The organism is Allobosea massiliensis (assembly GCF_042655245.1).
Classification (GTDB): Bacteria; Pseudomonadota; Alphaproteobacteria; order Rhizobiales; family Beijerinckiaceae; genus Allobosea; species Allobosea massiliensis.
The window spans coordinates 170,951-194,245 of sequence record NZ_JBHSLU010000063.1 but is presented as its reverse complement, the minus strand read 5'-3'; the positions used below and the strand labels follow the sequence as shown (position 1 = coordinate 194,245).

Annotated in this window: 24 protein-coding genes; 19 read left to right on the top strand and 5 right to left on the bottom strand. The window is 68.7% G+C overall.

Annotated elements, in window-relative coordinates; genetic code table 11:
- Positions 1-113 precede the first annotated feature (113 nt).
- The 7 genes from ACFPN9_RS18725 (at position 114) to ACFPN9_RS18695 (ending at position 6,818) form a co-directional block, all read left to right on the top strand.
- Positions 114-1,226: an endonuclease/exonuclease/phosphatase family protein gene (locus tag ACFPN9_RS18725; RefSeq protein WP_066725090.1), complete on the top strand. Its 1,113-nt coding sequence runs from the start codon at positions 114-116 to the stop codon at positions 1,224-1,226.
- Positions 1,227-1,370: 144 nt separating this feature from the next.
- Positions 1,371-2,033 (top strand): DUF1684 domain-containing protein, encoded by a 663-nt coding sequence (locus ACFPN9_RS18720; protein WP_082735210.1) that lies wholly within the window; start codon positions 1,371-1,373, stop codon positions 2,031-2,033.
- Positions 2,034-2,163: 130 nt separating this feature from the next.
- Positions 2,164-3,048 (top strand): glycine betaine ABC transporter substrate-binding protein, encoded by an 885-nt coding sequence (locus ACFPN9_RS18715; RefSeq protein WP_066725087.1) that lies wholly within the window; start codon positions 2,164-2,166, stop codon positions 3,046-3,048.
- 80 nt (positions 3,049-3,128) lie between these two features.
- A complete protein-coding gene (locus ACFPN9_RS18710) occupies positions 3,129-4,607 on the top strand; it encodes an HAL/PAL/TAL family ammonia-lyase (protein ID WP_197426709.1) in 1,479 nt (492 codons plus the stop codon).
- On the top strand, positions 4,604-5,233 hold the full coding sequence (locus ACFPN9_RS18705; protein WP_066725081.1) for an ABC transporter permease: 630 nt from the start codon (positions 4,604-4,606) through the stop codon (positions 5,231-5,233). Before ACFPN9_RS18710 ends, ACFPN9_RS18705 begins: the two co-directional genes overlap by 4 nt.
- Complete coding sequence (locus ACFPN9_RS18700; protein WP_066725078.1) at positions 5,233-5,868, top strand: ABC transporter permease; 636 nt, start codon at positions 5,233-5,235, stop codon at positions 5,866-5,868. Before ACFPN9_RS18705 ends, ACFPN9_RS18700 begins: the two co-directional genes overlap by 1 nt.
- Entirely contained in the window at positions 5,865-6,818 is a 954-nt protein-coding gene (locus tag ACFPN9_RS18695; RefSeq protein ID WP_377817431.1) for an ABC transporter ATP-binding protein, read from the top strand. Before ACFPN9_RS18700 ends, ACFPN9_RS18695 begins: the two co-directional genes overlap by 4 nt.
- Positions 6,819-6,965: 147 nt before the next feature.
- Here ACFPN9_RS18695 and ACFPN9_RS18690 read toward each other — a convergent pair whose 3' ends face one another.
- Positions 6,966-7,769, bottom strand: a complete 804-nt coding sequence (locus ACFPN9_RS18690) for a phosphate/phosphite/phosphonate ABC transporter substrate-binding protein (protein WP_066725074.1) — start codon at positions 7,767-7,769, stop codon at positions 6,966-6,968.
- The gene (locus tag ACFPN9_RS18685) at positions 7,766-8,776 is read right to left on the bottom strand and encodes an ornithine cyclodeaminase family protein (RefSeq protein ID WP_066725073.1); all 1,011 of its coding nucleotides are present in this window, start codon (positions 8,774-8,776) and stop codon (positions 7,766-7,768) included. The genes ACFPN9_RS18690 and ACFPN9_RS18685 overlap by 4 nt, the downstream gene beginning before the upstream one ends.
- A 188-nt stretch (positions 8,777-8,964) precedes the next feature.
- Here ACFPN9_RS18685 and ACFPN9_RS18680 point away from each other — a divergent pair, with 188 nt between their 5' ends.
- The 4 genes from ACFPN9_RS18680 to hpxZ all read left to right on the top strand — a co-directional run bounded on the left by ACFPN9_RS18680 (position 8,965) and on the right by hpxZ (position 11,668).
- Entirely contained in the window at positions 8,965-9,216 is a 252-nt protein-coding gene (locus tag ACFPN9_RS18680) for a hypothetical protein (RefSeq protein ID WP_066725071.1), read from the top strand.
- 182 nt (positions 9,217-9,398) lie between these two features.
- A complete protein-coding gene (locus ACFPN9_RS18675) occupies positions 9,399-9,977 on the top strand; it encodes a L,D-transpeptidase (protein WP_066725069.1) in 579 nt (192 codons plus the stop codon).
- A gap of 117 nt (positions 9,978-10,094) precedes the next feature.
- Positions 10,095-11,267, top strand: a complete 1,173-nt coding sequence (locus tag ACFPN9_RS18670) for an amidase (RefSeq protein ID WP_066725066.1) — start codon at positions 10,095-10,097, stop codon at positions 11,265-11,267.
- Complete coding sequence (hpxZ, locus tag ACFPN9_RS18665; protein ID WP_066725063.1) at positions 11,264-11,668, top strand: oxalurate catabolism protein HpxZ; 405 nt, start codon at positions 11,264-11,266, stop codon at positions 11,666-11,668. Before ACFPN9_RS18670 ends, hpxZ begins: the two co-directional genes overlap by 4 nt.
- 21 nt (positions 11,669-11,689) lie before the next feature.
- Here hpxZ and ACFPN9_RS18660 read toward each other — a convergent pair whose 3' ends face one another.
- Positions 11,690-12,058, bottom strand: a complete 369-nt coding sequence (locus ACFPN9_RS18660) for a gamma-butyrobetaine hydroxylase family protein (RefSeq protein WP_066725062.1) — start codon at positions 12,056-12,058, stop codon at positions 11,690-11,692.
- A 212-nt stretch (positions 12,059-12,270) separates the two neighbouring features.
- Here ACFPN9_RS18660 and moaA point away from each other — a divergent pair, with 212 nt between their 5' ends.
- The 4 genes from moaA (at position 12,271) to ACFPN9_RS18640 (ending at position 16,285) form a co-directional block, all read left to right on the top strand.
- On the top strand, positions 12,271-13,260 hold the full coding sequence (moaA, locus tag ACFPN9_RS18655; protein ID WP_068075683.1) for a GTP 3',8-cyclase MoaA: 990 nt from the start codon (positions 12,271-12,273) through the stop codon (positions 13,258-13,260).
- Positions 13,261-13,378: 118 nt separating this feature from the next.
- Entirely contained in the window at positions 13,379-13,966 is a 588-nt protein-coding gene (locus ACFPN9_RS18650; protein WP_066735389.1) for a hypothetical protein, read from the top strand.
- Positions 13,956-15,413 (top strand): hypothetical protein, encoded by a 1,458-nt coding sequence (locus tag ACFPN9_RS18645; RefSeq protein WP_156449967.1) that lies wholly within the window; start codon positions 13,956-13,958, stop codon positions 15,411-15,413. The genes ACFPN9_RS18650 and ACFPN9_RS18645 overlap by 11 nt, the downstream gene beginning before the upstream one ends.
- Before the next feature lie 107 nt (positions 15,414-15,520).
- Positions 15,521-16,285 (top strand): hypothetical protein, encoded by a 765-nt coding sequence (locus ACFPN9_RS18640; protein WP_066735392.1) that lies wholly within the window; start codon positions 15,521-15,523, stop codon positions 16,283-16,285.
- Here ACFPN9_RS18640 and ACFPN9_RS18635 read toward each other — a convergent pair.
- The gene (locus ACFPN9_RS18635) at positions 16,282-17,925 is read right to left on the bottom strand and encodes a methyl-accepting chemotaxis protein (protein ID WP_066735395.1); all 1,644 of its coding nucleotides are present in this window, start codon (positions 17,923-17,925) and stop codon (positions 16,282-16,284) included. The genes ACFPN9_RS18640 and ACFPN9_RS18635 overlap by 4 nt on opposite strands.
- 335 nt (positions 17,926-18,260) lie before the next feature.
- Between ACFPN9_RS18635 and solA the strand changes: the two genes are divergently transcribed.
- Genes solA through ACFPN9_RS18620 form a run of 3 tightly spaced genes read left to right on the top strand, consistent with a single transcriptional unit; the run spans position 18,261 to position 21,501 of the window.
- Positions 18,261-19,400, top strand: a complete 1,140-nt coding sequence (gene solA / locus ACFPN9_RS18630; protein ID WP_066735397.1) for an N-methyl-L-tryptophan oxidase — start codon at positions 18,261-18,263, stop codon at positions 19,398-19,400.
- Positions 19,401-19,417: 17 nt separating this feature from the next.
- Positions 19,418-20,320 (top strand): DMT family transporter, encoded by a 903-nt coding sequence (locus ACFPN9_RS18625; protein ID WP_066735399.1) that lies wholly within the window; start codon positions 19,418-19,420, stop codon positions 20,318-20,320.
- Positions 20,317-21,501 (top strand): multidrug effflux MFS transporter, encoded by a 1,185-nt coding sequence (locus tag ACFPN9_RS18620; RefSeq protein WP_066735408.1) that lies wholly within the window; start codon positions 20,317-20,319, stop codon positions 21,499-21,501. Before ACFPN9_RS18625 ends, ACFPN9_RS18620 begins: the two co-directional genes overlap by 4 nt.
- 24 nt (positions 21,502-21,525) lie before the next feature.
- Here the strand turns inward: ACFPN9_RS18620 and ACFPN9_RS18615 are convergent, their stop codons facing one another.
- Positions 21,526-22,512, bottom strand: coding sequence for an NAD(P)-dependent oxidoreductase (locus ACFPN9_RS18615; protein WP_377817522.1), 987 nt, complete (start codon positions 22,510-22,512; stop codon positions 21,526-21,528).
- A 29-nt stretch (positions 22,513-22,541) separates the two neighbouring features.
- Here ACFPN9_RS18615 and map point away from each other — a divergent pair, with 29 nt between their 5' ends.
- Positions 22,542-23,291, top strand: a complete 750-nt coding sequence (gene map / locus ACFPN9_RS18610; protein WP_066735411.1) for a type I methionyl aminopeptidase — start codon at positions 22,542-22,544, stop codon at positions 23,289-23,291.
- The last annotated feature ends 4 nt before the right edge of the window (positions 23,292-23,295 follow it).

Genomic DNA, 23,295 nt, shown 5'->3' with positions numbered 1-23,295 from the left:
GAAGCGGCTGAATCAGGCCGTTACGGCCTTGTTTGGCTGCCTTCTTCCCTCGATTGTCACATCGCTCACGGACACTGCCCAGAACGACGTCTCGACCCCGGGGGGAGGATGCGATGCGGCTTGCCGTCTACAATGTCGAAAACCTGTTCGACCGCGCCAAGGCGATGAACCTGGAAAGCTGGGACGAGGGCCGCCCCGTGCTCGAGCGGTTCGCAGCGCTTAACGCGCTGCTCGGCCAGATCTCCTACAGCGCCACCGACAAGACGCGCATGGCCGCGCTCATCGTCGAACTGGGCATGGAAAAGTCAGACACCGGCCCCTTCGTGCTGCTTCGCCGCAACCGCGGCGGGCTGCTGAAGCGCCCGCAGGCGGGCGGTGTCGAGATCGTCGCCGATGGCCGCGCGGACTGGGTGGGCTCGCTCGAATTGCGCGACGAGCCGATCAACGAGCACGCGATGCGCAACACCGCCCGCGTCATGGTCGATCTCAAGGCGGATGTGCTGGGCGTGGTCGAGGCCGAAAGCCGCCCGGTCCTGTCTGCCTTCAACCAGGAGATTCTGCCGGCGGTCGGCGGACAGCCCTTCCGGCATGTCATGCTGATCGACGGCAATGACGAGCGCGGCATCGATGTCGGGCTGATGAGCCGGGCCGGCTACCCGATCGGCCCGATGCGCAGCCATGTCGACGATCTGACGCCGGCGGGCGTGCCGGTGTTCTCGCGGGATTGCCCGGAATTCGAACTGACGACGCCGGGCGGGGCGCGCCTCGTGGTGATGGTCAACCACTTCAAGAGCAAGGGCTTCGGCAGCCAGGCGAGTTCCAATGCGCGACGCCGCGCCCAGGCCGAGCGGGTCGCGGCGATCTATGAGGGGCTGGTCGCAAGCGGGGCCGAGCATGTGGCGGTGATGGGTGATCTCAACGACACGCCCGGCAGCGCGCCGCTGCAGCCGCTGGTCGCGGGGACATCGCTGAAGGATATCTCCGCCCACCCCAGCTTCGACGATGGCGGGTTTCCGGGCACCTATGGCGCAAGCTCAGCCGGCAACAAGATCGACTACATCCTCCTCTCGCCGGCGCTGTTCGCGAAGGTGCGGAGCGGCGGCATCTTCCGGAAGGGGATGTGGCCGGGCGTGCGGCCGAAGAAATGGGAGGCCTATGCCGAGCTGAAGCGCCCCGAAGATGCGGCCTCCGACCATGCGGCCTTGTGGGTCGACATCGATCTGTGAACCGGCGCCAGGCCATGCGATCCTGCCGCCCCTGACAGGGGCTGACTCGTAAGCCTCCCATCCTGCCCGCAACAAGATACAGTTTCATGCGTTGCGCCCCGAGACGATGCGTCACGCGCGGGCACGGCAGGGGGGAATAGACGCATGGTGGAACTGGCCGGACCGCGGGAAAGTGATGCGGCCAAGGCGCTGCACGAGCGCTACGACACGTTGCATGACTGGCGCCGCCAGGTTGCCGACCTTTACGCGGCGGTACGAGCCATGAATGGTGAGGAAGGCTGGCGGCACTGGCGCAGCGTGCGCGACCGCCTCTTCCGCGAGCATCCGCAATCGCCGCTGTCCGCCGCCCGCCGGGCCCAGTTCCGCGGCATCGACTGCTTCGCCTACGATCCCGCTCTGCGCTTCACCGTGACGACCGTGCCGGCGCAGGGCCGCGAGGTGATCCGCGTCGAGGCCGGCAAGGACGGCACGATGACGCTGCTGCCCTTCGCCCTGACGGATGGGCTTTTGGAGCCGCTCGGCAAGGAACTCACGCTGTACTGGATCGAGAGCTATGGCGGCGGAGTCTTCCTGCCCTTCGGCGACGCGACCAATGGCCGGGACAGTTTCGCCGGCGGGCGCTACCTGCTCGACACGATCAAGAGCGCCGATCTCGGCAGCGACGGCGCGGGCCGGCTGATCCTCGATTTCAATTTCGCCTATTACCCCTCCTGTGCCTATTCGGAAGCCTGGGTCTGCCCGCTCTCGCCGCCCGAGAATCGCCTGACGGTCGCGATCCATGGCGGAGAACGAAACGCCGCCGGCTGACGCCAGCCGACGGCGATCTTTCTCTTCCGGAAGCGTGCGACAGCATCACGCGTCTTTGTCCCGCCCGATCCTTGCATCACGCCCCCTGCTTGCTAGCCTTGACCTCATGAGCCCTTCGAAGGAACCAGCCATGCGCTTTCTCAGAACGCTTCTCGGGGCTGCAGCCCTCCTCGCGACCGGCCTGACCGCAGCCTCCGCGCAGACGATCAAGATCGGATCGAAGAACTTCACCGAGCAGTTCATCGTCGCCGAGCTCTACGGCGCCGCACTGGAAGCCGCCGGCTTCAAGGTCGAGCGCAAGATCAATCTCGGCGGCACGCTGGTGGCGCATGAGGCGCTGAAGAGCGGCGCGATCGACCTCTATCCTGAATACACCGGCACCGGCCTCAACGCCGTGATGAAGGCGCAAGGGGTGACCGAGACCGACCCCGAGAAGGTCCGCGGCATGGTCAAGGCCTTCTACGAGAAGGAGTTCAACCTGACCTGGCTGAAGCCGTCAAACATCAACAACGGCTATGCGATCGTGGTCCGGCCGGAGACCGCCAAGGAGTTCAACCTCAAGACGCTGAGCGATCTCGGCAAGGCCTCGTCCAAGCTCCGGCTCGGCGCGGGCACGGAATTCGTCGACCGTCGCGACGGCATCAAGGGGCTGAAGGAGGTCTATGGTGCCGAATTCGCCGAGTTCAAGCAGTTTGCGGCGCTGCGCCTGCGCTACGAGGCGCTGAACCAGAAGCAGATCGAGGTCGCCAACGGCTTCTCGACCGACTGGCAGATCGCGGCCGACAAGTTCGTCGCGCTCGATGACGACAAGGCGCTGTTCCCGCCCTATTTCCTCGCCCCCGTGGTGCGCCCCGAGATCGCCGCCAACGAAAAGATCGTCGGCATCCTCGAAAAGGTCGGCGCCGCGCTCGACAACCCGACGATGCAGGAACTCAACCGGCAGGTCGAGGTCGACAAGAAGGAGCCGCGCACGGTGGCGGCGGCCTTCCTCAAGGCCAAGGGGCTGGTGAACTGAGCGCGGTGCCTGCGGCCGGCGCCGAGGCATCGCCCGCCGCCGTCATCCTCGGAGGCGCGCCTGTCGGGAGCGGGGCGGTCGTGGCCGTTGCGCGCGACGGCGCGCCGGTGCGTCTGCACGACAGCGTCGCGCCACGGCTCGAAGCCGCACGCGCGGTCGTGCTGCGGGCACTCGCACGGGGGGACAGCGTCTACGGCCTGACGACAGGGCTCGGTGCGGCTGTCGATACCCGGCTCGACGCGGACGCCATTCCCGCTTTCCAGGCCCGCGCCATCCGGGCGCGCGCCGTCGGCGTGGGTGAGCCGCTCTCGACGGTCGAGGTGCGCGCCCTGCTGGCGGCGCGGCTCGTCGCCATCTGTCATGGCGCGTCGGGCCTCTCGCCTGAACTGGCCGAGACGATCGCCGCCATGCTGAATGCCGGCGTCCACCCGATCGTGCGTCGGATCGGCTCGCTCGGCGAGGCCGATCTCAGCCCGCTGGCGCAGGCCTTCCTGCCGCTGATCGGCGAGGGCGAGTGCGAATTCCGGGGCGTGCTCCTGCCCGGCGGCGAGGCGATGGCAGCGGCCGGGATCGCGTTGCCTGTGCTCGGCCCCAAGGACGGGCTCGCTCTGCTCAACGCCAATGCCCAGAGCGTCGGCCTGGCCGCATTGGCCGTCGAGACGATGGCCAGCGCGCTCGATGCCGCCCTCGTCGCGGGTGCGCTGTCGCTGGAAGGCTTTCGCGCCAATCTCTCGCCGCTCGATCGCGATCTCGACGCGTTGCGTGGCATGGCGGGCCACAAGGTCGGCGTCAGGTTCCTTCGCAATCTTCTGGTCGGAAGCGATCTGTTCGAGCCGGGCCGCGCACGGCGGCTACAGGATCCGATCTCGTTCCGCTGCCTTGCTCCCGTGGCAGGACACGCGATTAACGCCGTCGCCTCCGCGAGCCTCGCCGTCGATAACGAACTCGCCAGCGCGCCCGACAGCCCGGCCGTGCTGGTGGAGCGCGATATCCTGCTCTCCAGCGTCAATTTCGACACCACCGAACTCGCCCTGACCTTCGAGGCGGCCGGTCTTGCGCTCTCCCATCTGGCGGCGACCTCGGCCGCAAGGATCGTCAAGCTGATGAACGCCGGCATGAGCGATCTGCCGCGCTTCCTGACGCGGCATGGCGGCTCGCATTCCGGCTTCGCGACGACGCAGAAGACCGCAGCCGCGCTGGAGGCCGAGATCCGCCATCTCGCCTCGCCGCTCGGCGCCATGACCTTGCCCGTGGCCGACGGCGTCGAGGATTATGCGCCGATGACGCCGGCCATCGTCGAGAAGACGCAGGCCATTGCCCGGCGCCTGACCCGGCTCGCGGCGGTCGAACTCGTGGTGGCCGCGGAGGCCGTCGATCTGCGCGGCGACATCAGGCTCGGGCGTGGAACCGCCGTTGCGCATGCTTTCGTGCGCGCTCATGTCGCCCGCCTCGACGACGACCGGCCGATGGGGCGGGACTACGAGGCGCTGGCGCTCGCCATAGAGGCCGGCGGGCTGATGCTGGCCGACAGCGCCGCGCCGACCGGGATCGAGCTATGAGCTGGACGATCGAGAACTGGGACCGGCTGCTGATCGCGCTGTGGGACCATATCCAGCTCGTCGGCGTCGGGCTGGCGATCGCGCTCGCCATCGGCCTGCCGCTCGGCGTGCTTTCGGCGCGGCGGCCGGGCTTCGCGCTTGTCGTGCTGCTGGTTTCGGGCGCGCTCTACACCGTGCCGGCTCTGGCGATCTTCGCGCTGCTGATCCCCTATCTGGGCTTGGGCTTCTGGCCGGCGATCGTGGCGCTCGTCGCCTATGCGCTCCTGATCATCATCCGCAATGTCGCGACCGGCCTGCAGGAGATCGCGCCCGACATCCTCGATGCCGCCGACGGCATGGGCTATGGCAAGTGGCGCCGGCTCTTCGCGATCGAGCTGCCGCTGGCGCTCCCCGTCATCATCGCCGGCATCCGCATCACCGTCGTCACGCAGGTGTCGGTCGCGACGGTGGCCGCCTTCATCAATGCCGGCGGACTCGGCGACATCATCTTCCAGGGCATCACCCAGGATTTCGGCGAGAAGGTTGTGGTCGGCGCGGTCGTGACCTCGGCGCTGGCGGTGTTCTGCGACGAGAGCCTGCGCCGGGTCGAGCTGCGGCTGCGCGCCAGCCAGGCGGAGGCCGCCTGATGGCCCAGTGGATCGCCGCCAACCCCAAAATCTTCATCGTCGCGCTCCAGAACCATCTCTGGCTGACCGGCGTGGCGCTGTCCGCCGTGCTGCTGATCGCGCTGCCGCTCGGCCTGCTGCTGACGCGCCAGCGCCGCTTCGCCAACGCCGCTATGGCGATCGTCAACATCCTGCGGACGGTGCCGTCGCTCGCCCTGCTGGTGATCATGCTGCCGCTGCTGGGCACCGGCTTCCTGCCCTCGGTGGTGGCGCTGACGCTCTACGGGCTGCCGGCGCTGCTGCTCAACACCTATACCGGCCTGACCGAGGTCGATGCCGACATCGTCGACGCCGCGCGCGGACAGGGCTTCTCTGACGCCCAAGTAATGACGCGCATCGAGATTCCGCTGGCGCTGCCGGTGATCTTCGCCGGCATCCGCACCGCGGCGGTGCAGATCGTCTCGGCTGCGACGCTCGCCGCCTTCATCGGCGGCGGGGGGCTCGGCGAGCTGATCACGGCCGGCATGGCGAATTTCAACTTTCCGCAGCTGATCGCCGGCGCCGTCGCGGTCGCCCTGCTCGCGCTCACGGTCGAGATCGGCTTTGCGGGGATCGAGCGCCTGATGACACGCCAGCTGCGGATGGGAGCCTCATGACGATCCGGCTGGAAAAGGTCACCAAGCTGTTCCCCGGCGTCGCCAGGCCGGCGGTGGACGCGCTCGACCTGACGATCGAGAGCGGACAGGTCTGCGTGCTGATCGGCCCGTCCGGCTGCGGCAAGACCACGACCATGCGGATGGTCAATCGGCTGATCGAGCCGACTTCGGGGCGCATCTTCGTCGGCGACCGCGACGTCACCCAGGCCGATCCGGTCGCGCTGCGCCGCCATATCGGCTACGTCATCCAGCAGATCGGCCTGTTCCCGCACATGACGATCGCGCAGAACGTGGCGACCGTGCCCAAGCTGCTGGGCTGGGAGCCGGCGCGCATCAAGGCGCGCATCGCGGAGATGCTGGACCTCGTCGGGCTCGATCCCGGGCAGTTCCTCGACCGCTATCCGCGCCATCTCTCGGGCGGGCAGCGCCAGCGCGTCGGCGTGGCGCGTGCGCTCGCCGCCGATCCGCCGGTGATGCTGATGGACGAGCCCTTCGGCGCCGTCGACCCGATCGTGCGCGGGCGGCTGCAGGAGGAATTCCTCGCCATCCTGAAGCGGCTGAACAAGACGGTGATCCTCGTCACCCATGACATCGACGAGGCGATCCGCATGGGCGACGTCGTCGCCATCCTGAAGGACGGGCGGCTCGTCCAGTACGACACGCCCGACCGGCTGCTGGCGGCGCCCGCCAACGACTTCGTCGCCGATTTCATCGGCGCCGACCGGGCCCTGCGCCGGCTCTCGCTGGTGCGCGCGACGGAAGCCGTCGAGCCCGGCGAGGCGGCGGACGGCTTTGCGCTGCCGGGCACGCTCTCGGTGCGCGAGGTGCTGTCGGCGCTGCTGGCCGAGGGCCGCGATGCCGCGACGATCCGCAGCGAGGACGGCGCGACGCTGGGGCAGATCACGCTGGCGGGCATCCGGGCGCGGAGCGCGGAGACGACACTGTCCTGAATTCCACCCTCGCCGTCATCCCGGCCGAAGCGAAGCGGAGCGCCGGGATCCATCGAAGGGCGCCGCGCTCTCCGATGGATCCCGGATCTGCGCGGCTTCGCCGCTTGTCCGGGATGACGGAGAGGTTCAGTAGCCACCGTATTGGCGTTAGCCCGGTTGGCGATAACCCGCGCTATCCGCTGCATCCGCCTCTTCGACCAGCACGCGGTAGCCTTGCGGCTCGACGGCAGCAAAGCCCGATAGCCCGAGCCGGGCGAGGATCGCGCGTCCCTCTTCGTCCTGATGCGCGGCCAGCAGCGCCGCCTGCAACCGCGCGACGAGCGCCTCCCCGAGCCCGTCCGACGCCACCAGCAGCGGCATCGGCCGGGGAGCGGTCGTTTCGACGATGCGCAAGCGCGAGGCGGTGTCCGGCTCGGCCGCCAGCAGCAGGTCGTGGAAATAGGAATCGAGCGGGCCGAGATCGATCTCCTCGGCCAGCAGCGCGTCGATCACCCGCCGCGGTGTCAGCAAGGGCCCGATGCTCTTCGCATAGAGCCGTCCCCTCGCCTGCCAGTGCGGCAGGAGGTGGGTCCGCAGCGCGTTGAAGCCCGATTGCGAATGCGCGACCGTCCAGCCGAGGCGGCGGCCGAAACTGTCCACGAGCGTGGCGATGTCGCTGTCGGCCCGCACAACGAGATGGCTCGCGTAGAGCGGGCGCCCATCGCCCGAGGCGGGAACGGGCGCGGCGACAAGCCTTACGGGGAAACCACCGCGCGCGAAGGGGTAGCCACAGATGAAGGCGAGGCCGAGATCGTCGCGCCGCCAGAGGTCCTCCAGCGGCGCCGGCGCGGCATGCGGGATGACGGTAAGCGGAACGCCGGCCGTCTCCGCGATCCGGGCGAAGAGCGCCGTCCAGTTGGCCGCCGTCGCGGCATCGACGGCATACATGCGGGCGTTGGCGATGAGGCTCACGCGTAGCGCAGCCTCTGGCCGAGCCCCATGGTCTTCGCCTTCTGCAGCATGAAATGGCCGAGCGCGATGTCCGAGAGCGAGAGGCCGCGATGCCAGAACAGGATGGTCTCGTCCTCGCTCTCGCGGCCGGGTTTCAACCCGGCGACGATCTGGCCCATCTCGGCATGGAGGGTCTGCTCCGAGAGCTTGCCGGCCTCGACATGGGCGCGCAGGCTGCCGAAGGGGCCGCCCTTGCACTGGCCCCAATCGTCGACGACGAGCTTGTCCATGATGTCGGTCAGCGACAACTCGACCGCGCTCATCGTGCCGTAGGGCACGACGAAGGCGCCGGGCTTGATCCAGTCCGTCTTCAGCATCGGCTCGGGCGCAGTCAGCCGGGAGGCCTCGACGACGATGTCGGCGCCCTCGACGCAGCTCCGCCAGTCCTGCGTCACGACCACGCGCTTGCCGAGATCGGCCGAGAGGCGGGCCCCGAAGGCGTCGCGGCTTTCCGGGCGACGGGAATGGACGCGGATCTCGTCGAAATCGAACAGGGAGTCGAGCAGCCGGACGTTCCAGTAAGCCGTGCCGCGCGCGCCGACATGGCCCAGCACCTTCGAGCCCTTGCGGGCGAGATATCTGGCGCCGATCGCGGTGATGGCGCCGGTGCGCATATCAGTCAGATGGCTGCCGTCGACGATCGCGGTGGGGACACCGGTCAGCGGATCCATCAACAGCAGCAGGCCCATCTCTGAGGGCAGGCCCTGCTTGTAGTTGTCGACGAAGTCCCCGATCACCTTGACCCCGGCGCGGGCGATCGGGGCGCGGAAGGCGCCGCGCAGCACGTTGAAGTGGCCGCTGGCGCCGGCCTTCGGCATCAGATGGACGCGCGGCTCGATCTCGGTCTGGCCGCGGCCCTGGGCGGCAAGACCTGCCTCGACGGCGGCAATGATTTCCGCATCGGTGAGCTTCAGCGCCTCGACGTCGAGCGCGTTGAGGAAGTCGATGTAAAGCGGCGGGTGGGACACGCGGCGAACCTCGGCAAGGGGGTCGGGGGCGGGTGAAGGCCGAGCATACACGGCTTCGCGCCCCTGCTCCGGCCTTTCGCGAGGACGGCGCATGCGCAGCAGGCGCATCGCCTTCAGGCTCGGGCGCCGCTGGCAAGGAACTTGCTGCCGTCCCGACGGGGGAACATCACGATCCGAGAGGATAGCGCGTGGACGCCTTCACCATGATCATTCTCGCCTGCGTCGCCGGCGAGCCGAAATGCACCTCCGCCCGCGTCGCGGAGACGCAGTTCACCAGCATCGAGGCCTGCGAGGCGCGGATCGACGCGATCGCCACGGAGATGACCCGCAAGCTCGGCCAGCGGCCGGAATTCAAGGGCCGCGAGGTCACCTACGACGTCAGCTGCATGGACCGGAAGCAGCTGCTGCAGACCTTCGGCATCGCCGATCTCGACACCTGACGGCGCGCTCCCGGCGTCATGTTGCAGACGCGCAACGAGGCCCCGCAAAGGCCGCCGGGATCGCACCGATGTGATGCCCGCCGGATTGCACCTGTGGCCGGACTCTGACAGGAAATTGAGGAGATGTTGACGTTTTCGCGTCAGCTTTTTGCCGTCCCCGCCCGCCGCTGCCCGAGGTCCCGATGAACCGCTTCTTCCGTATGGCCACACTGAGTGGTCTTGGCCTGCTCGCCCTCGCGACCACCGCCCGTGCCGAGATCGACCCGCTGACGCGCCAGCCGCTGTTCGTGTTCGAGGATCCGGCCAAGGCGCAGGCCACCGCCATCCCGCGTGAGATCGTGTCCTATGACGGCAAGCATCGCCCGGGCACCATCGTGATCAACACCAGCGAGCGTCGCCTCTATCTCGTGATGCCCGATGGCAAGGCGATGCGCTACGGCGTCGGCGTCGGCCGCCCTGGCTTCGACTGGGCCGGCGCCCAGACCATCACCCGCAAGCAGGAATGGCCGACCTGGACGCCCCCGGCCCAGATGCTGAAGCGCCGCCCCGATCTGCCGCGCTTCATGCCCGGCGGTCCGGAGAACCCGATGGGCGCCCGCGCGCTCTATCTCGGCTCGACCCTCTACCGCATCCACGGCTCGAACGAGCCGGAGACGATCGGCCAGGCGGTCTCCTCCGGCTGCATCCGCATGCTGAACGAGGACGTGATCGACCTCTACGAGCGCGTGAAGGTCGGCACCCGCGTCGTCGTCGCGCGCTGAACCGAAACCTCTGCATCCCATGCAAGGGCCGTCCTCCGGGGCGGCCCTTTCGTTTTGGCGCCCCCGGCTGGCATCCTGCTTGCGAGCAGGCAAGCCCGAACCTCGGCAGGATTGATCATGGACGACACCGTCAACGCTTTCGTATCCGGCACGATGGTGCCGATCGCCGGTCAAGCCGGCGGGCCGCTCGACGGCTTGAGCTTCGCGGTCAAGGACCTGTTCGACGTCGCCGGACTGCCGACCGGCGGCGGCAACCATGACTGGGCGCTGGCCCATCCGGTCCCCCAGCGCCACGCCTGGGCCGTCCAGACCCTGCTCGATGCCGGTGCCAGCTTCGTCGGCAAGACGATCACCGACGAGGTTTCGCTCGGCATCCTCGGCGAGAACGCCTTCGACGGCACACCGATCAACAGCGCGGCGCCCGAGCGGGTCCCGGGCGGCTCCTCCTCCGGCTCGGCGGCTGCCGTCGCCGCGGGGCTCTGCGACACCGCGCTCGGCACCGATACGGGCGGCTCGGTGCGCGTGCCGGCGAGCTTCTGCGGGCTTTATGGCATCCGCCCGACCCATGGCCGGCTGGACACGACCGGTATGCTGCCGCAGGCGCCGAGTTCCGACACCACGGGCTGGTTCGCGCGCGATGGCGAGACCTTCGCCCGCGTCTCGACCGTCCTGCTCGGCGAGGCGCCGGGCGCGCTGCCGACGCGGCTGCTGATCGCGACGGATGCCTTCGCCTTCGCCGACCCCGAGGTGGCGGAGGCGCTGCAGCCCATGGTCACGCGTCTGAGCCGGATCGTCGGCGAGGTGCGCGAGGATATCATGGCGCCGCAGGGCCTGTCCGTCTGGGCGCGGGCGCAGCGGACGCTGCAACCGGTCGAGGCCTGGAATACCTTCCGTCAATGGGTCGAGACGGCCAATCCGCGCATGGCCTTCAGCGTCGTCGCCGGCCTCCTCAACGGCGCGAGGATGCCCGAAGGCGAGCGGCAATGGGCGGAGATGATGCGGCTCGAGGCACGCGCACGGCTGCGCCATCTACTGCCGCCGGGCACCATCCTGTGCCTGCCCACGACGGCCTTCCCGGCGCCGCTGCGTGGGCTTTCTCAGCCCGTGCTTCAGCCGCTCAAGGACCGGATCAGCTGCCTGTGCGCGCAAGGCGGACTCACCGGCTCGCCGCAGGTCAGCCTGCCCGGCGCGACCGTGAACGGGGCCCCCGTTGGCCTCTCCATCATCGGCGGACGCGGCACGGATGCCACGCTGATCGCCGTCGCACGCGCCATGGGAGAAGCCGCATGACCGATCTCACCCCCAACCTGCCGGAAGTCGTCGCCGAGGTCTCGGCGCTGTTCGAGGCCTATGAGCAGGCGCTGATCGACAAGAACGTCGATGTCCTCGACGCGACCTTCTGGAACAGCCCGCACACGATCCGCTACGCGCTGCACGAGAACGGCTACGGCTTCGACGAGATCCATGCCCACCGCGTCGCGCGCCCGCCCGGACCGGGCATCAAGGAAAAGCGAATCCGTCTGGAGATCCTGACGCTGGGCCGCGACATCGCCACCGTGAACCTCGAGTTCAAGGTGCGCGGGCGCGACCTGATCGGCCGGCAGAGCCAGAGCTGGGTGCGCTTTCCGGAGCTGGGTTGGAAGGTGATCTCGGCCCATGTCTCGACAATGGACGGGCTGAAGCTCTACTGAGCCGCAGGCCCGAGGGAGGCCTTAGCGGCGGCGCAGCGGCTCGCGCGAGAGGCCCTGCGCCTCCAGCGCGTCGAGGTAAGCCTGGAACTTCGCCTCGCCCGTCTCGCCGAGCTCGCGCAGATAGTCCCAGCCGAAGATGCCGGTGTCGTGCATGTCGTCGAAGGTCAGCTTCACGGCATAGTGACCGACCGGCTCGACCTTGAGGATCTCGACCTCGCGCTTGCCGGGGATGGTCTTCTTCTGGGTCGGGCCATGGCCCTGCACCTCGGCCGAGGGGCTCTCGACCCGCAGCAGTTCCGCGGCCAGCGCATGGCTCGCCCCGTCGTCGAAGGTGACGTGCAGGGTGCGGCGGTCCTTCGAGAGACGGATTTCGGTCGGCCAGGACGACATGATGGGGCTCTCCGCTGACGGTCCGCGACGATCGCACCCGCTTGACCTCGGCGGCTGCAATGCCAATGTCTCCGGCTTAACGCAATGGCAGGGTGGGCGACGCCCCGCCTCAGACCCCGCCACTGAACGGACAGATGCCGATCGTGCTTCTCGACAGCCCTCTGCCTGATAACGCCACCAAGTCCGGGATCGCGCCGCTGGCGCGGCCGGTGCTGACCGATCCGTTCGGACGCGACATCTCCTATCTGCGGATCTCGGTGACGGATCGCTGCGATTTCCGCTGCGTCTATTGCATGTCCGAGGACATGACCTTCCTGCCGAAGCGCGACCTGCTGACGCTGGAGGAGATCGACCGCCTCGCCACCGCCTTCATCGCGCGCGGCACGCGGAAACTCCGCCTGACCGGCGGCGAACCGCTGGTGCGGCGCGACGTAATGAGCCTGTTCCGCTCGCTCTCGCGCCACCTGACCTCGGGCGCGCTCGAGGAACTGACCCTGACCACGAACGGCTCGCTGCTCGACCGTTATGCGCAGGAACTGGCCGATTACGGCGTGCGGCGGATCAATGTCTCGCTCGACACGCTCGAGCCCGACAAGTTCCGCCAGATCACGCGCTGGGGCGATCTCGACAAGGTGCTGGGCGGCATCGAGGCGGCGCGCAAGGCCGGGATGCGGGTCAAGATCAACGCGGTCGCACTCAAGGGCGTCAACGAGGACGAGATCGAGAGCCTGATGATTTGGGCTCATGGTCTCGGCATGGACCTGACCCTGATCGAGGTGATGCCGCTCGGCGAGATCGAGCCGGGCCGCATCGACCAGTTCCTGCCGCTCTCGGTGGTGCGGGCGCGGCTGATGGACCGCTACAACCTCGTCGAGGATCCCTACCGGACCGGCGGGCCGGCCCGCTATGTCCGCGTGCAGGAAACCGGCGGGCTGATCGGCTTCATCACGCCGATGACGCATAATTTCTGCGAAAGCTGCAACCGCGTGCGGCTGACCTGCACGGGCACGCTTTATATGTGCCTCGGCCAGGAGGACGCCGCCGATCTGCGCGCGCCGCTGCGCGCCTCCGCCGACGACGCGCTGCTGCACAGGGCGATGGAAGAGGCGATCGCCCGCAAGCCCAAGGGGCACGACTTCGTCATCGACCGCCGCCGTGCCAAGCCCGCGGTCGGGCGCCATATGAGCGTCACCGGCGGTTGAGGGCGGTCGTCCGGCTTGCGAACCCGGCGCAACGCAGCTTTGGCCTGACGTTGCGGCGCCTTGACGCGTCGCGGCAAAGCCCCGACCTTGGCGCGGTGGCGGAGGTTGCGAGCGTTCGATGATCAGGAGCCTGTGGTCCCGGCTGCGTTCCGCCGGGCGATCCGTCTGGCATTTCGTGCTCGAGACGCAGATCGCGCGGCTCGTCATCATCGCGTGGCGCCTCTGGCCGGACCTCAAGCTCCCGTCGGCGCTGGTCGCGCTGCTGGTCTGCGGCTGTCTCTTTCTCGCCGTCGCGACCGCCCGGACCGTCCATCTGACGCTTGCGCCGGCCTCCCCCACCGGAATCGGAGCCGGCCTCGCGGCTGCCCTCGCCTTCCTGCTCGTTCTGGAACTCGCGGCCTTGACCGCGACCGCCGGTCTCGGCCTGAGCCTGCAGCTCGCGCGCGATCTCGGCCGCCACCGGATCGCCGCCCTTCTCGCGCTGGCGACGCTTCTGGCCGTGGCCGCGACGCTGCTGCGGCTGAACGCCGGCGATGCGCTCGGGAGCGACGCCGCAGTGACCTTCGGCTTCACGGCCGTGCTGCTCGCTCTCACCGTCTGGTTCGAGCGGCGCTACCGCAATCCCGGTTGGCGGCGCTTCCGCGACTTCCATGTCGATGTCGTCGAGGCGCGGCGCTTCCTGATGCGAGCCGCCCATGGCGTCTGATCGTGGCGCGATGAGCGCGATTCCGCCGATCACCGCCCATCACCTCGCCGAGGTGGTGCAGGCCGGCCATCACGGCGCCCGCGATGCGCTGGACAACCAGCCCCCGGCCAGCTCCGCCTCACCCTCGCAGACGGAGCTGACGCTGCTGGCCCGCGTCGTCGAGCTCTTTACCACGATCCGGCAGGAGGCGGCGGCGACGCTGAACGGCCTGCAGGCCGAGATCGCCGCGCGGCGCGAGCAGTTCACGCAGGAGCGCTATGAGGGTCGCATCCGCTCGATCGAGGCCGCGATGCGGGCGCTGCTCAACCGTCATGGCGGGGAGCTGGAGCAGCGTGTCTATGACGCGCTGAAAGCGAAGCGCGAATACGAGTTTTTCAACTACACGCACAAGCGATCCGCCGATCCGAAGGTCGACAAATGGCAGTTCATCCTGCTGTTCCTGATCGTGCCGCTGACGCTGGAAAGCCTGCTCAACGGCAATTTCTTCGCGGAAGCGAGCGAGTTCGGTCTCGTCGGCGGGGCGGCGACGGCCGTCATCATTTCGGCGCTCAACATCGCGCTGGGCTTCCTGACCGGGCTCGGGCCGGCGCGCTACTGCCAGCATGTGCGCCCATCGCATCTGCTCTGGGCGCTGCCGGCCTATGTCGCCCTCATCATCCTGATCGTAATGTTCAACCTCGCGGTGGGGCATTATCGCGAGATGCTGATCGCGACGCCCGATGTGCGATCCCTGCAGGTCCTGCCGCGGCTGATGGCCAATCCCTTCGCCATTACCGAGCTGAAATCGGCTGCTCTCGTCATCATCGGCTGCCTGGTCGCCTTCGCGGCCGCTGTGAAGGGCTATTCCGCCTTCGGGACCTATCCCGGCCATGGGGCCGCCTATCAGCGCTGGCGCCAGCGCTGGAGCGCCGTGGAGGAGGAGCGGCGCCGGCTCGATGCCGAACTCCTGCCCGAGCTGGAGACGGTGCGCTCACGCATCGACGGCTTCAAGGAGGACTGCGCCCGCGAAAGCACCCGGCTGCAATCGGTGAAGGCCGCGGCCGACGAAGCGCGCGACCTCTATGGTGCCCGGCTCGCCCAGCTCCGCTCGGCCAAGGACGCGGCGCTGATGCAGTATCGCGAGGCCAATCTGCGGGTGCGGACCGACATGCCGCCGGCCTATTTCTCGCAGAACCTGAACGTCGCCGAGATCGATCAGCCGGTGGCGCTCGCCGAGTATGCGGCGCTGCGGGCCGCGATCGACGATTTCGAGCGCCAGCTCGCCTCGATGCCGGCGCTGGTGGAAGCCAAGCTGCGCGAGCAGCTCGCTCTGGTGCGGGGGCTCGACCTGGCCGGCGAGATCGAGCGGCTGAAGGCAAGGGCCGCCGAGGCCGGGCGTGACGCCTTCGAACAGGACGAGGCGGCCCGCCGCCAGATCCGGGACGAATTCGCCGCCGCCCCGCGCTGATCCACAGGTCCCATGATCCCCAAGCTGGTGACGCTGCCGCGCCGCCCGGCTAGACAGCCCGTCAGGCGGGGCAAGCGGCCCGAGAGACGAAAGAAGACGAACGGCCGATGAAGAGCGAAAGCTGGGCGATCGTCGCCTCCATCCTTGCCGGCGTGGCGCTGGTCGGCTTCTTCGCCGCGCCCTCGCTGCTGAAGGGCCCGCCGCGGGACCCGGACAGCCTGTGCCTGAAGACGGGCGCCGTCGGGCACACGCTGGTCCTGGTCGACAAGAGCGATCCCTGGAGCGAGGTGCAGGCGGGACGGCTGAAACGGCTGGTGAAACAGATCGGCGAGACGCTGCCGGCCGACCGGATGCTCTCGATCTATGTCTTCAACGATGTCTTCGAGCCCGGCTTCCCGCCGCTTCTGTCCCTGTGCAATCCCGGGCGGACGGCGAGCGAGCTGATCGGCAATCCGCGACGGGACTATCTGCGCTGGGTCGAGAAATTCGGCCGCCCGCTCGACGAGGCGCTGTCCGTGCTGACGCAGCCGGCCAAGGGCAATCTCTCGCCGATCGTCGAGGCGGTGGGCGACGTGGCCTCGCGACCGGAGACACGCGTCCGCGAGGGTGACAAGTCGCTCGTGCTGGTCTCGGACATGCTGCAGAACTCGAGCCAGTTCACATTCTTCGGCTCCGCGCCGGGCGCACGCGATCCCGAGCGGCTGAAGCGCCTCGTCGGCAAGGTCTGGCAGGATTCCGATGCCCGCAGCTGGCAGTTGCAGGTCCATCAGGTCCAGGGCGTCTACGAGCCTCAGCGGCTGGAACAAGCCAGCTCCCTGTGGCAGCAGGCGCTGCGCGGCTCCGGCATCCCCTTCGTGTGGGAACGCCTCTAGAGCCCGGCGGCCTCCATGCGATAGGCCATGCGCACGCCCCCCCAGTGGCGGCCGTTGATGCGCACGGGCGCATCGACCTCGCGCACCATCTCCGTCACCCCGCCGCCCATGTCGCGCAGATAGGACTGGACGAGGAAGGGGCGCACCGAGCGCGCCGCGGCGATGCCGGCGCGGTCGTCGAAGATGCGCCGGTTGCGGGAGTGAGCGGCGTTCCAGACCGGGTCGCCCGGCCGCTGCGGCAGCGCATAGGCGGCATTATGCACCGGAATGTAACCGTTGCGGTCGATCGCCACCGTAAACAGCAGCCGCGGGTCGCGCGCCACCGTGCGCGCCAGCAGCGGAGGCAGGATCGCTTCGAGCACCGACAGCGCCCGGTTGCGATGTTGCTGCGGGTCCGTGTCGGGCAGCGCGACATAATCGACGTCGAACAGGTCGGCCTCGGTGAGCTGCTTGCTGGCGAGTGCCTCGGCGAAACAGGCCACGACCTCGGCGGCAAAGCTCTGGGCGCGGTCGATGAGCGGGCGGTACCCGCTCTCGATCGACCCGATCAGGTCCTCGAGCTCCGTCTGTTCGCTGAGCTGGCGGTCGAAGGCCATGTGGAGGCCGAGATCGCTGGCGGCGGCCATGCGGCAGGACATCGGCGGCAGGTCGGCGATCTCGATGGTGCCGCGCAGCCCCGGGACGAGGTTGCGCCCATCCGGCCGCGCGATCAGGACGCCGCCGCGGCCGAGATCGATGGTGCGGCTGGTGAAGTCGTCGGGCCCCAGCCGCGCCTTGACGGTATGCTCGACCGGGAAGCGATCATGGACGCGCCGGTCCGCGAAGGAGGAATGCCGAAGCGTCGGAATGAAACGCCGCAGCATCCCGCCGGCCTGGCTCGCGCCCTTGGCGGTGGCCCGGCGGGCATTGGCGCTTTCGGTCGCGGCCGCGAGCGCGACGCGGTCGATCTCCTCGACGCGCTGCACCACCGTCTCGATGAAGCGGGCGGTCTCGTCGGCATTGCGCGAGAGTTCGGCGGTCGCGGACGCCTGCTCCTGCGACGCGTTGCCGATGGCCGCGATGACCGGGTTGACGTCCCTGACCATCTGCAGCGCATCGGTGACGATGGCCGCCGATCCATGCGCCGCCTGGGTGAGGCGGTCGACGCGGTTGCGGATGGTCTCGACGGCCTCCCGTACCTCGACCGAGAGGACCTTGACCTCCTGCGCGACGACGCCGAAGCCACGGCCGGCCTCGCCCGCCCGCGCCGCCTCGATCGAGGCGTTGAGCGCGAGCAGATTGGTCTGCCGGGCGATCTCGGCGATGGAATCGACGATGCCGCGGATCTCGGCCGTCGCGCTGGCGAGGCCGGTCATCATCTCCGTCGCCTCGCCCGCCCGGGTGGCGGCGGCGTCGAGCCGGTCGCGGGCACGGTTCATCGAGGTGCCGATTTGTCCGGCGGCATCCGAGACCTGGCGCGACGCCGTCACCAGCGCAGCCGAATTCGCGCTCGCCGTCGCCGTGGCCTCGCGCATGCCGAGCACGCGTTCGTGGATGATGCTGGAGCGCGTCTCGGATTCGGCGGAGTAATGTTCGGCCTCGCCGAGATCGTCGGCGAGGCGGCGCATCGCCGCGACGACATCCTGTTCGAGGACGGCCACGGCTTCGCGATCGATGGTGTCGGTGGCCGCAGCGGCGGGTGCGGGGCCGGCCGCAGACGGCGCCGCCCCGGCCGGAGCAGGGTCGTCGGCGTCCGTCCGGCTTCGACCGCTCAGCCAGCGTCGAACCGCTCGGTGCATCACCTCACCCAGTCCCTTCAAGCCATGCGTCTTTATGGTCCGACATCGTTAAGAAAGGCTCACCATGATGCGCGAGGGGCCGCCCTGCGCGGGTGAGCATGGACCGTTGCGGCCGGGCGGGTTAAGCGTCGCAGCACGGTTCCCACTGCTGACCCGCTGCCTCTTTCCCGCCCCGCAAGACCTGCCGAGACCTTACGATGACCAGCAACAGCTATGACGTGATCGTCGCAGGCGTCGGGGCGATGGGCTCGGCCGCCTGCTGGCATCTGGCGCAGCGGGGCCTGCGCGTGCTGGGGCTGGAGCGCTTCGATCTCGGCCACGGCATGGGCTCCTCGCATGGGCTGACGCGGATCATCCGGCTCGCCTATTTCGAGGGCTCGAAATATGTGCCGATCGTCCAGCGCGCGCATGAGCTCTGGCAGAAGACGGGCGAACAGGCAGGGCTGAAGCTTCTTCACGTCACCGGTTCGCTCGATCTCGCGCCGGCCGGCTCCGGCCAGGTCGAATCCTCGCTGCAATCCTGCCTCGACCATGGGCTCGAGCACGAGCAGCTCGACGGCCAGGAGATCGCGCGGCGCTTCCCCGGCTTTTCGCTCCCCTCCGGCCATATCGGGCTGTGGCAGCCCGGTGGCGGCTTCGTCGCCTCCGAGAAGGCGATCTTCGCCCATGTCGGCCTCGCCCAGTCGCGCGGTGCCGAGATCCGCACCAACGAGCCGATGCTCGACTGGTCGCCCACCGCCGATGGCGGCGTGACGGTGCGGACGGCGCGCGGCACCTACAGCGCCGGCAGGCTCGTCATCACCTCGGGCGGCTGGATCACCGATGCGGTGCCGGCGCTGGCCCGGACGGTGACGACGGTGCGCCAGGCGATCGGCTGGTTCACCACGCGCAAGCCGGAGCTTTATCGCGAGGGCGTCTTCCCGGTCTTCATCCTGACCGTCGAGGAAGGCAATTTCTACGGGTTCCCGCTCTACGAACATCCCGGCTTCAAGCTGGGCGGGCCGCATTTCGGGCGCGAGCCGATGGATCCGCGCGAGGACGACCGCACCCCGAGTCCGCGGCAGGTCGAGCTGATCCGCGCCTGCCTCGCCCGCTACCTGCCGGATGCGGCGGGCGAGCCGCTGACGCTGAAGGGCTGCCTCTACAGCGTGACGCCGGACGAGGATTTCATCATCGACAGCGTGCCGGGCGTGCCGCAGGCGGTCTTCGCCTCCTGCTGCTCCGGCCATGGCTTCAAATTCGCCAGCGCGATCGGCGAGATCCTCGCCGATCTCTCCGACAGCGGCCGGTCGCGCTTCGACCTCGCGCCCTTCTCGCTGGCGCGCTTCGCGGCCTGACGAAAGAAGCGAGCCGCGTGGCCAGCCCCGAGCAGAACCGACGCGGCATCATCGCCATGCTGGCCGCCATGGCGCTGTTCGTCTGCAACGACGCGCTGATGAAGCTCGCGCGCGAGGTCTATCCGGCCGGCCAGGCGATCACGCTACGCACCGGCTTTGCGCTGCTGAGCGCGCTCGCCCTCGTCATCCTGTTCAAGGAGGGGGCGAAGCTGCGTCTGGCCTTCCGGCCGATCGTGCTGCTGCGCGGGCTGATCGACGCCGGGGTGACATTGACCTTCATCTGGGCGCTGGCCGAGATGCCGCTGGCGGACGTGACCGCGATCCTGCTCGCGTCGCCGATCATCATCGTCGTGCTGGCGGTGGTGCTGCGGATCGAGCGGGTGGGCTGGCGCCGGACTTTGGCCGTCTTTCTCGGGTTCTGCGGTGTGCTGGTCGTGCTGCGGCCGGCGACGGATTCCTTCAACGCCGCCGCGCTGGTCGCGCTGATCAGCGCCAGCCTCGCCGCCGCACGGGACCTGCTGACACGCCGGATCGGCAACGAAATTCCCTCCACCGTGATCGCGCTGATGACGACGGCGATCGTCGGGCTCGTGGCCTGCGGCTATGGGCTGTTCGAGGTCTGGCAGCCGGTCTGGCGACGCGAGACCGGCTATGTCGCCGCCGCGGCGGCGCTGATGGCGGCGGGCAGCATCTGCATCATCAGCGCCTATCGCAACACCGATGTCGGCGTGGTCTCCGGCTACCGCTACTCGGTCGTGATCCTCGCCGTGATCATGGGCTATGTCGTCTGGGGCCATGTGCCCGATGCGCTGGCGGGGCTTGGCATCGCGATGATCGTGGCGAGCGGGCTCTACACCATGCACCGGCAGCGCGTGGTGCCGCAGTCGCAGCTCAAGCTGCCGAGCACGCCGCCGACATGAGCGCCACAGCCCTGAAGCCCACGCTCACCGTGCTGGTCGCGATGTCGGCGCTGCAACCGATCGCGCTCAACTTGCTCGCTCCGGCGGCTCCGGCGCTGTCGCGGCATTTCGGCTCGAGCTACGCGACGATCCAGCTCGCGCTGACCTTCTTTCTGGTCGCCGTCGCGCTGACCCAGCTCGTCAGCGGCCCTCTCTCCGACCGCTTCGGCCGGCGGCCCTGCGTCAATGCCGGCATTGCGCTCTTCATCGCCGGCTCGGTGTTGGGGGCGCTCGCACCGTCGATCGAGATGCTGCTGCTGGCGCGCATCCTGGAAGGAGCCGGCTCCGGATCCGTCTTCGCGCTCTCGCGCGCGATCATCCGCGACACGGCCAACCGGGACGAGGCCGCCAGCCAGATCGCCACCGTGACGATGGTCATGGTCGTCGCGCCGATGATCGCCCCCTGGCTCGGAGGGCAGATCGAGACTGCCTTCGGCTGGCGGATGATCCTGTGGTTCATGACCGTCAGCGGCGTGATCGTGCTGCTTCTCACCCTGTTCAAACTGCCCGAAACCGCGCCCAATCTGGGGCTCCGCACGCCGCTGCTCGGCGTCTTCCGGGCCTTCCCGACGCTGATTGCCAACCGGGTCTTCGTGCTCAACGTGATCGCTGTCTCGACCAGCTCGGCGGCCTTCTTCGCCTTCATCGCGGCGGCACCCTATATCGTCGTCGAGACGATGGGGCGCGGCAGCGACACCTATGGCGCCTACTTCATCCTCAACGCCGCGGGCTACATGGTCGGCAACTTCATGATGGCACGGCTCGTCGTGCGGATCGGCGCGCCGCGCATGGTCCATCTCGGGCTGGTCATCTCCTCCGTCGCGATGACGGTGGCGGTTCCGCTGTCGCTACGGGCCGACTGGTCGCCGATCATGCTGTTCCTGCCGCTAGCCGTGAACGCGATCGGCAACGGCATGACGATCCCCGGCTCGACGGCCGAGGCGCTCTCCGCACGGCCCGACCACGCCGGCTCGGCGGCGGGTCTGATGGGCGCGCTGCAACTCGGCTTCAGCGCGCTGATGACGGTGGCGATCAGCCTCGTGGTGACGATCTGGCCGCCTTCGCTCGTCGTGCTGATGTGGCTCTTGACCATCATCGGCATGATCGCGATCCATCTCGGCCGGCGCGCGGCGCGCGGCTGACGCCGCGCCGCGACCGTCCGACGCTCACTCCTCGAGGCGGGCGATCAGGCTCGAGGTGTCCCAGCGGCGGCCGCCTAGCTTCTGGACCTCGGCGTAGAACTGGTCGACCAGGGCGGTGACGGGGAGCTGCGCCCCGTTGCGGCGCGCTTCCTCGAGCACGATGCCGAGATCCTTGCGCATCCAGTCGACGGCGAAGCCGAAATCGAACTTGCCGGCATTCATGGTCTTGCCGCGGTTCTCCATCTGCCAGGAGCCGGCGGCGCCCTTCGAAATCACCTCCAGCATGGCCTCGACGTCGAGACCGGCGCGCTTGGCGAAATGGACGCCTTCCGAGAGAGCCTGAACGAGACCGGCGATGCAGATCTGGTTGACCATCTTGGTGAGTTGGCCGGAGCCGGCCGGGCCCATCAGCTTGCACATCCGGGCGTAAGACCCGATCACCGGCTCGGCGCGGGCATAAGCTTCGGGCTCGCCGCCGCACATCACGGTCAGCACGCCGTTCTCGGCACCCGCTTGGCCGCCCGAGACCGGCGCGTCGACGAAGCCGAAGCCGCCCGCCTTCGCCGCTTCGGCGAGTTCGCGCGCGACATTGGCCGAGGCCGTGGTGTGGTCGACGAAGATCGCGCCCTTTTCCATGCCGGCGAAGGCGCCCTGCTCGCCCAGTGTCACCGAGCGCAGATCGTCATCGTTGCCGACGCAGGCGAAGACGATCTCCTGGCCCCTCGCCGCATCGGCGGGCGTCGGCGCCGAAATGCCGGCATGCTGCGACACCCAGCCTTGCGCCTTCGTCGGGTTGCGGTTGTAGACGGTGACCTCATGGCCCTTGGCCTTGAGGTGACCCGCCATGGGAAAGCCCATGACGCCGAGACCGATGAACGCGACTTTGGCCATGTTTCGCTCCGCCTGACTGTTCTGATTTTCGCCACAGCGCTTTAGCCTGTGGCCGCCGCTCTGGAAAGGCGCGGGACCGTGCGGCGCATATGGGCGATGACGCCGGGCCGGTTGTGGCAGACTCCGGATGGGGCTAGGCAGCAGCGGCGATGACGATCTCGAACGACGACGACCTCAAGAGCCTGCAGGACATCGGCCGCATCGTCGCGCAGACGCTCGCGGCCATGGGCAAGGCGATCGAACCCGGCATGACGACCGCCGAGCTGGACCTCATCGGACGCAGCCTGCTGGAGCGGGAGGGCGCGCGCTCGGCGCCGGAGCTGGACTACGATTTTCCGGGCGCCACCTGCATCAGCGTCAATGACGAGATTGCGCATGGCATTCCGGGCGCGCGGCGGATCGAGGCCGGCGACCTCGTCAACATCGACGTCTCGGCCGAGAAGGCCGGCTTTTACTCGGATACCGGCGCCTCCTTCGCCGTCCCGCCGGTCGCCCGCAAGACCGAACGGCTCTGCCGGGACGGGCGGCGCGCGCTCTGGGTCGGGATCGGGCAGGTCGGCGCCGGCAAGCCGCTCTCCGGCATCGGGAACGCGATCGGCCGCTTCGCGGAAAAGAACGGCTATACGCTGGTGCGCAATCTCGCGAGCCATGGCGTCGGGCGCTCGCTGCATGAGGAGCCCAAAGAGGTCGCGACCTGGCCAGACCGGTCCGAGCGTCGCTTGATGCAGAAGGGCCAGGTCTTCACCATCGAGCCCTTCCTCTCGCTGGGCGCGAACTGGGCCGAGAACGGCGAGGATCCCTGGACGCTCTATGGCGAGCCGCGCGCACCGACCGTGCAATACGAGCACACGCTGGTGGCGACCGCCCAGGGGGCGATGGTGCTGACGCTGCCGGCCTGATCAT

Bases quoted from the DNA above. Each gene is read 5' to 3' on its own strand.
- ACFPN9_RS18670 (WP_066725066.1), top strand. From the start codon at position 10,095: ATGGACGACACCGTCAACGCTTTCGTATCCGGCACGATGGTGCCGATC.
- ACFPN9_RS18695 (WP_377817431.1), top strand. From the start codon at position 5,865: ATGACGATCCGGCTGGAAAAGGTCACCAAGCTGTTCCCCGGCGTCGCC.
- ACFPN9_RS18650 (WP_066735389.1), top strand. From the start codon at position 13,379: ATGATCAGGAGCCTGTGGTCCCGGCTGCGTTCCGCCGGGCGATCCGTC.
- ACFPN9_RS18620 (WP_066735408.1), top strand. From the start codon at position 20,317: ATGAGCGCCACAGCCCTGAAGCCCACGCTCACCGTGCTGGTCGCGATG.
- hpxZ (WP_066725063.1), top strand. From the start codon at position 11,264: ATGACCGATCTCACCCCCAACCTGCCGGAAGTCGTCGCCGAGGTCTCG.
- ACFPN9_RS18640 (WP_066735392.1), top strand. From the start codon at position 15,521: ATGAAGAGCGAAAGCTGGGCGATCGTCGCCTCCATCCTTGCCGGCGTG.
- ACFPN9_RS18720 (WP_082735210.1), top strand. From the start codon at position 1,371: ATGGTGGAACTGGCCGGACCGCGGGAAAGTGATGCGGCCAAGGCGCTG.
- ACFPN9_RS18700 (WP_066725078.1), top strand. From the start codon at position 5,233: ATGGCCCAGTGGATCGCCGCCAACCCCAAAATCTTCATCGTCGCGCTC.
- ACFPN9_RS18675 (WP_066725069.1), top strand. From the start codon at position 9,399: ATGAACCGCTTCTTCCGTATGGCCACACTGAGTGGTCTTGGCCTGCTC.
- ACFPN9_RS18660 (WP_066725062.1), bottom strand. From the start codon at position 12,058: ATGTCGTCCTGGCCGACCGAAATCCGTCTCTCGAAGGACCGCCGCACC.
- ACFPN9_RS18645 (WP_156449967.1), top strand. From the start codon at position 13,956: ATGGCGTCTGATCGTGGCGCGATGAGCGCGATTCCGCCGATCACCGCC.
- map (WP_066735411.1), top strand. From the start codon at position 22,542: ATGACGATCTCGAACGACGACGACCTCAAGAGCCTGCAGGACATCGGC.
- solA (WP_066735397.1), top strand. From the start codon at position 18,261: ATGACCAGCAACAGCTATGACGTGATCGTCGCAGGCGTCGGGGCGATG.
- ACFPN9_RS18705 (WP_066725081.1), top strand. From the start codon at position 4,604: ATGAGCTGGACGATCGAGAACTGGGACCGGCTGCTGATCGCGCTGTGG.
- ACFPN9_RS18725 (WP_066725090.1), top strand. From the start codon at position 114: ATGCGGCTTGCCGTCTACAATGTCGAAAACCTGTTCGACCGCGCCAAG.
- ACFPN9_RS18715 (WP_066725087.1), top strand. From the start codon at position 2,164: ATGCGCTTTCTCAGAACGCTTCTCGGGGCTGCAGCCCTCCTCGCGACC.